This window comes from Streptomyces boluensis (assembly GCF_009908195.1).
Lineage (GTDB): Bacteria > Actinomycetota > Actinomycetes > Streptomycetales > Streptomycetaceae > Streptomyces > Streptomyces boluensis.
Genome location: NZ_JAAAHS010000037.1, coordinates 25,846 through 31,908, shown reverse-complemented (window position 1 = coordinate 31,908; position 6,063 = coordinate 25,846). Strand labels below are relative to the sequence as shown.

The 6,063-nt window shown below is 68.5% G+C and carries 8 protein-coding genes; all 8 read right to left on the bottom strand.

Features of this window, described 5'->3' with window-relative positions; genetic code table 11:
• Nucleotides 1-58 precede the first annotated feature (58 nt).
• Nucleotides 59-955 carry a hypothetical protein gene (locus GUY60_RS08025; RefSeq protein WP_161695298.1) on the bottom strand — a complete coding sequence of 299 codons (897 nt, stop codon included), beginning with the start codon at nucleotides 953-955 and terminating at the stop codon, nucleotides 59-61.
• Complete coding sequence (locus GUY60_RS08020; protein WP_161695296.1) at nucleotides 955-1,833, bottom strand: hypothetical protein; 879 nt, start codon at nucleotides 1,831-1,833, stop codon at nucleotides 955-957. Before GUY60_RS08020 ends, GUY60_RS08025 begins: the two co-directional genes overlap by 1 nt.
• 154 nt (nucleotides 1,834-1,987) lie before the next feature.
• Nucleotides 1,988-2,824 (bottom strand): hypothetical protein, encoded by an 837-nt coding sequence (locus GUY60_RS08015; RefSeq protein WP_161695294.1) that lies wholly within the window; start codon nucleotides 2,822-2,824, stop codon nucleotides 1,988-1,990.
• Between the two features lie 7 nt (nucleotides 2,825-2,831).
• Nucleotides 2,832-4,430 (bottom strand): peptidoglycan-binding protein, encoded by a 1,599-nt coding sequence (locus GUY60_RS08010; protein ID WP_161695292.1) that lies wholly within the window; start codon nucleotides 4,428-4,430, stop codon nucleotides 2,832-2,834.
• Complete coding sequence (locus tag GUY60_RS08005) at nucleotides 4,430-4,831, bottom strand: hypothetical protein (RefSeq protein ID WP_161695290.1); 402 nt, start codon at nucleotides 4,829-4,831, stop codon at nucleotides 4,430-4,432. Before GUY60_RS08005 ends, GUY60_RS08010 begins: the two co-directional genes overlap by 1 nt.
• A 46-nt stretch (nucleotides 4,832-4,877) precedes the next feature.
• A complete protein-coding gene (locus GUY60_RS08000) occupies nucleotides 4,878-5,216 on the bottom strand; it encodes a WXG100 family type VII secretion target (RefSeq protein WP_161695288.1) in 339 nt (112 codons plus the stop codon).
• A gap of 303 nt (nucleotides 5,217-5,519) precedes the next feature.
• Nucleotides 5,520-5,762, bottom strand: coding sequence for a hypothetical protein (locus GUY60_RS07995; protein ID WP_246234467.1), 243 nt, complete (start codon nucleotides 5,760-5,762; stop codon nucleotides 5,520-5,522).
• Between the two features lie 42 nt (nucleotides 5,763-5,804).
• Nucleotides 5,805-6,041 carry a hypothetical protein gene (locus tag GUY60_RS07990; protein WP_161695287.1) on the bottom strand — a complete coding sequence of 79 codons (237 nt, stop codon included), beginning with the start codon at nucleotides 6,039-6,041 and terminating at the stop codon, nucleotides 5,805-5,807.
• Between the last annotated feature and the right edge of the window lie 22 nt (nucleotides 6,042-6,063).

The window sequence follows — 6,063 nt, the reverse complement described above, 5'->3', positions numbered from 1 at the left end:
GGGGGGCAACGTGCGTAAGTGGTACGGGAGTTCAGGGTGAGGGGCGCGGGGCGGGAGTTCAGCGCACGATCACCGTCAGCTTTTTCATCACGGAGAACTTCTTGCTCTCGGCGGTCGTGGGCATCTCGTCGTAGCCGCAGCGGTAGCAGCCGTAGAGCTTCACCTTGGCGATGCCCCTGTCGTGGGCGTCGAACTCGTACCAGTCCTGACGTGCGGCGGCCGCGTCGCCGACCGCCGGAGGCTCGGAGAGGTCCTCGCCGAAAAGGACCGGGCCCTCGGGCTCGGTGACCAACTGCCAGTTGTAGCCGGGCTGGTTGGCGTAGTGGTTGGCGATGCGGAAGCTCTCGCCGGCGCGCACGGTGACGGTGCCGTCGAAGTCCGCGTCCAGCACGCGGACGTCGTCCGGCTCATCTCCGTAGTCCGGCTCGTCGCCGTAGGTCGGGGTGGCGGTCCGGCCGGAGGGAAGGGCCCCGTCGGGATCGTGCTCGACCCCGCTCACCTGCGTCCCCTCCTTCACCTCCACCGGGTACGTCATGGTGCGCTCGCCGTCGATCTCCTTCAGGACGATGCGTGCCGTGCCGGTCTTCAGGGCGCGGAACCGGAAGTAGTGCGTGCCCTTGACGGTCTTCTCGCCCTTGGCGCGCACGACCCCGCCCGACTCCCCGGACTCGGCCAGCCGCCAGTCGTCGGCGTCGCCGCCCGGCCGTACGTGGATGGAGAAGTCCTGGTCGACGAGCACCTCGGGCCGCGTGGACTGGGAGGCGATGTCGATCTCGCCGTCGGGCCCGCGCGGCACGTTGTTGAGGGGCGGGGGAGGGGCGCAGCACACGATGTTGTCGTCGACGGACTGCTCGTGGACGACGAACCCGCCGCCGAGCAGCAGCAGGGCCGCACAGGCCGCACCCCAACGGGCCCGAGTCGACAGATTCCCCAGCTTCCCCGGCGAAATTCGCATCAACGCACCACCACGGTAAGGGTCTTGGTCACGGAGAACTTCTTGCTCTCGGCGGTCTCGGGCTCGTCGTAGCGGCAGCGGTAGCAGCCGAACAGCTTCAGCTCGGCGGTGCCCTTCTCGTAGCCGAACAGCGAGTACCAGTCCCGTCGTACCGCCGCCGGGTCGCCGCTCGTGTGCTCGGGTTCCTTGGAGATGGACAGGCCGTCGTCGTACTTCTTGACGAGGGTCCAGGTGTAGCCCGGCTGGTTGTCGTACGGATTGGAGATGAGGTAGTCCTCGCCTCTGGTCAGGGTGACGGTGCCCTCGAAGTCGCCCAGGTCTTCTTCGTTCTCCCGGTCGAGGGGGAACTGCTTGGCCGGTTCCGGGTCCTGCGGTCCGTACCCGTGGTCGTTGCTCAGGACGCTGATCAGGTACGTCATGGTGCGGTCGCCGTCGACCTCCTTGAGCACGACGCGGGTCTCCCCGGTCTTGAGCGCGCGGAACTTGAAGTAGCGGGTGCCCTTCACGGTCTTGACGCCCTTCGCGCCCAGCACCGTCGGCTTCCCGGCGTCGGCGACCTCCCAGTCGTCGGCGTCGCCGCCGGGCCGTACGTGGAGGGAGAAGTCGTACCCGACGGGCACGCTGGGCTCCAACGCCTGGGAGGCGATGTCGATCTCTCCGTCGGGGCCCTTGGCGAGACCGGAGACGTCGGCCGTGATCGGCACGCAGCACCCTCCGGTGTCGATGAACTCCTCGTGGACGACGAACCCGCCGAGTACGAGCAGGGCGGCGGCGCCGGCGAGCATGCCTGCGGATCGCTTGCTCAGTCTGCGCACGGGGCCTCGCCGGGGGAGTTGGGGGAGTTGGATGCCGGTGGGGTGGCCTCGCCGGCGGTTCATTGATCACGACACCTGGGGCGGGCTCGTGGTTCCCGTGCGGTGGGTTTCCGCGGGGTGGGGCGCGGCCTGGCCCAACTCCACTGGGGCGAGCGTGGATTCGCCTCGTTCGCTGCCGCAGGAGTAGGGGGGCAGCGTGCGTATGTGGTACGGGAGTTCAGCGCACGATCACGGTGAGCGTCTTCGTCACCGAGAACTTCTTGCTCTCCGCCGACTTGGGCTTCATGTCGTCCCCGCAGCGATAGCAGCCGAAGAGCTTGATCGTGGTGCTGCCCTTCTCGTAGGCCTTGAACGTGTACCAGTCCTGGCGGACCGCAGAAGGATCTCCGGCGACGTACGACTGGTCGCTGGTCAGGGCGAGGTCGTGGTCGTCCCACTGCCCCAAGAACCGCCAGCCGTAGCCAGGTTGGTTTGTGTACCGGTTGGCGACGGCGAACTCATGCCCGGCTCGGACGGTGACCTTGCCCCCGAAGTCGCCGTCGAGCCTGATGGACTCGTCAGGTGCGTACGGGTCGCTGAAACCCTCCTCCGGGTCCCGTGTCGTGCTGCTGCTCCGGAGGGTCTTCTTGACCTCGATCGGGTACGTCATCGTGCGGTCGCCGTCGACTTCGCGAAGGACGATGCGTGCCTTGCCCGTCCGGAGCGCGCGGAATTTGAAGTACCGGGTGCCTCGTACGGTCTTCTCGCCCTTGGCGCGCAGCACCCCGTATTCCTCGCCGGTCTCGGCCGGCTCCCAGTCGTCGGCGTCTCCACCCGGCCGTACGTGCAGGGAGAAGTCCTCGTCCACGAGAACATCGGTCTTCACGGACTGGGAGGCGATGTCGATCTCCCCGTCGGGGCCCGACGGAGCGTTCCCCCGAGGGAGGGGTATCCCGCAGCACACCGTGTCCTCGGACAATTCCTCGTGCACGGCGATGCCGGCGCCGGTCACGGCGAGTACCGCCGCACTCCCCGCCACGGCCCAAGTCGCTTTTCTCTTACGCTGCTTCGACATCAGCGCCTCATTTCGGGAGATGGACGCCGGTGGCGTCGGGGAACCGGGAGTCGGACGCCTTGTGCATATTGCCGTTGACGAAGTCGTTCTCACTCACCCAGGTGGTCTCACCCCAAGGGTTGTGAACCTGGAGCTTGCCACCCTCATGTCCGACGATGACCAGTGCGTGGCCTCCTTCACCGACGGTCTTGATCGGGACCGGTTTGCCTTCTGCGACCGATTGCTCGATCTCCGGCAGGACGCCCCGCCGATCGTCCGCGCTGCTGAGGTCCTGGCGCTCGTAGTCGGCGCCGGTGGGCGAGTTGAGTTCATTGTCGGCGACCTCCGACCAGCCTTCGTCGCCCATGCCCGTGGGCGGTCCGTTGCCGAAGAAGCCGCCCCGCTCGCCATCGCCTTCGTCGTGAACACGGTGCTGCTCGTCCACGAGACGGTCCCGGAACGCGGCCTCGCTGTCCTCCTGCCCGTTCGGGCCGCCGGTGAGTCCCAGGGCGTAGACCGGGTCGACCATGGCGCGGGCGTTGACGGTGGACGCGGCGACGCAGCTGGCCTCTTTTCCGTCACCTCCTTGCGTCCATCCCTGATCGCCCTTGAAGTTGTTCGGCATCGTGCCGTGGATGGGCTTGCCGGAGGCATCGACCTCGGTGACCACCGGCGTCAGATGCCGGGCCAACCAGGCCTCGCTCTTGCCGTCGATCCTCCGGTCGAACTTCCTCAACTCATCCATGTCGTGCCCGGCAGCGAGCGCCTTCATCAGATACGCCCGTTGCTCCGGCTTGTCGGCCCCGTCCAGCATCCGCTGAAACTCCGCGCGGTCGGCGGCGTTCATCCCGTTCAGCCGGGTACTGGACCGCTCCAGGTCGTTCGCCGAGAGGATCTCGTTGTACTCGCGCTCTGCCGTCTCCTTGTTGTTCTTGTCGACCTCGTCGACCATGGCCGTGTCGGCGAGCATCATCTTGTCGACGGGGCTGAGGCCGTTGCCCGTCAACTTGCCCGAACGAGCCTCGGCCGCCAGCTTGTTGAGGTCGCGGGCCGTCGCACGGGCTGCGTCATCGGCCTCCTGCGCCGCGGTCTTGCGGGCCTCGCCGCCGTCTGTCGCGATCTCACGGGCTCGTTCCTTCTCCGCCTCTTCGGCGTCCTTCTCCACCATGTCGTCGAAGAAGCCGTCCTCGCCGCCGAGCATGGACCGCGCCCGGTGAAGCGCCTCTCGCCCCCGCCGGTCGGTTTCCTGGGCCACCCTCAGGCCGTCGGCGAGCCGGACCAGTGCCTTCTGCCCGCCCACCAACGCCTCGGACAGTTGCTCGGCGGTCCGCGCGGCCGTCAGGACGACGTCCTGTGCCGTCACGCTCGCCATGCCTTCCCAGGCCTGCGGCAGCGACTTCTTGGCGGCCCTCTCGACCGGTTCCTCCACCTCGTGCCGGCAGTGTTCGGCGGCCTTGGCGCAGGCCTGCGCCGCTGCCTCGATGACTGCGGGGTTGCCCAACGGCGCCGTGACGCCGATGGCTTTGTCGATCGCTTCGATCAGGTCGTTCTTCGAGCCGGCGCCCTTGATCGCGTTCACTGCCGCGGTGATCGCGGCCCGCCGGGTCGTCGTGTCCTCGCCCGCCATCAGCGCGGCCCTCCGTTCGTACCGCTCGCCAGGTCGCGTACGGCCATGATCTCCGCGACCGCCGACAGCCAGCGCGTCAGCGTCTCGTCGTCCGCGAGCGTGTGCCGTACGCTCGCCGCCGCCTCCAGCCACGTACGGACCGTGTCCGCCGCCTCGCCAGGGACGGGCTCTTCGAGTTCGGCGGCGTAAGCGGCGCCCCCGCTGTGCACGATCTTCGCGAGGAAGGCCACGGCGCGTGGGTACACACCCGCCCGTCCGAGCAGTACGGCCGCACCCACGGCGCCGTCGCCGAAGAGCGCGGTGCGCATCCGGCTGCTCTCGGCGAGGCCGAAGCGCAGCAGGGTCGAGATGTCGAGCTCTGCCAGGTCGCCGTCCGTCTTCACGGTGTCCGTGACGTTCATGGTCCGCCTTCGCGTCTAGGGCGTCTGAAGTGCTGAGGGAGGGAGGTCAGTTGAAGTCCGACAGTCCGGCTTGCGCGGGTGCGGCACGGCGCAGTTGGGTCTCGGCGCCCTGCTCCGCGCCGGTGTAGTTGCTCGTTGTCGTGTTCAACTTGCGGGAGATCTCCCGAAGCGCGTCCCTCAGCACCGTCGCCTCGCGCTGCCAGCCCTCCACGAAGTCGTCGAAGGCAGGAGCGGCCTCCTCGCCCCCCATGGACGCGGGCGGGCTGCACTGCTCCTGCGGCATGGTCGATTTGACGGTGCCCAACTCGTCGGCTGCGGTCTCCAGCTTGCCCGCGACGCCGCTGACTTGCCCGGCGCGTATGCCGTACCCCGACGATGCGTTCATGTGCGTCCCCTCCGCCATGTGTGTCCGGACCGGCGCAGAACACACGACTCCCGTGACGTGCCCGCATGTGCGGACGGTTCCCGCCCGAACACAGCTGGCCGGAAGCCGCCGTGTACGTGGGTCACCCGGGCGCTCCGTCCGTGCAGAGCCGCCACGTGCGGGTTGGCCGCATGCCGAAGTCGCCGGTCAGGGCTGGCGGGAAGGGCTGCTGTGTTGTGCGGTGCGACCCTGACCCGATTCGGTCGCCATGGGGATCTTGGGGATCTGTTCAGAGTGTGGGCGTGCGCGTGCCTGCGCCCAGGTTCATGCCCGCCCCGCCCGCAACGCCGCCGCCATCGCGAGGGCCGTCGGGATGTTGCAGCGGCCCAACTCGACCAGGGCGAAAGTGGATTCACCCCGCTCATCGCCGTACGACAACGGGTCGACGCGCAACGAAGGCAAGGTGATCCCCGCCGTGCCGAGTGCCGCCGCCAGCTCGTCGCGTGCCGCCTCCGCGGCCTCGACGGTCGCCCCCGACGACACCTTCCGCTCGTGCTCAGCCATCATGAACTCCCCTCCGTACCGGCCGGACCGTGAACGTGTACGGGTTCACAGCACCTCACCCCTGCTGCGCGCGTTCGCCAACGCGGTCTCGGCACGCAACCGCTGTTCGGGCGTGGCCAGTTGGGCGTCCACCGGGTCGACCTCCCACTCCGTCCCGCCTCGTAAGGGCCGCAGGGACCAGCGCCCGCACCACTCACCGCGGAACTCGCCGAGCTGATCCCGCCGGGTGTCCAGCAGTAGCGCCCCGACGGCCGGGGCGTCCGGGACGGCCGGGACGGACATGTGGTCTGCACACACAATCGCT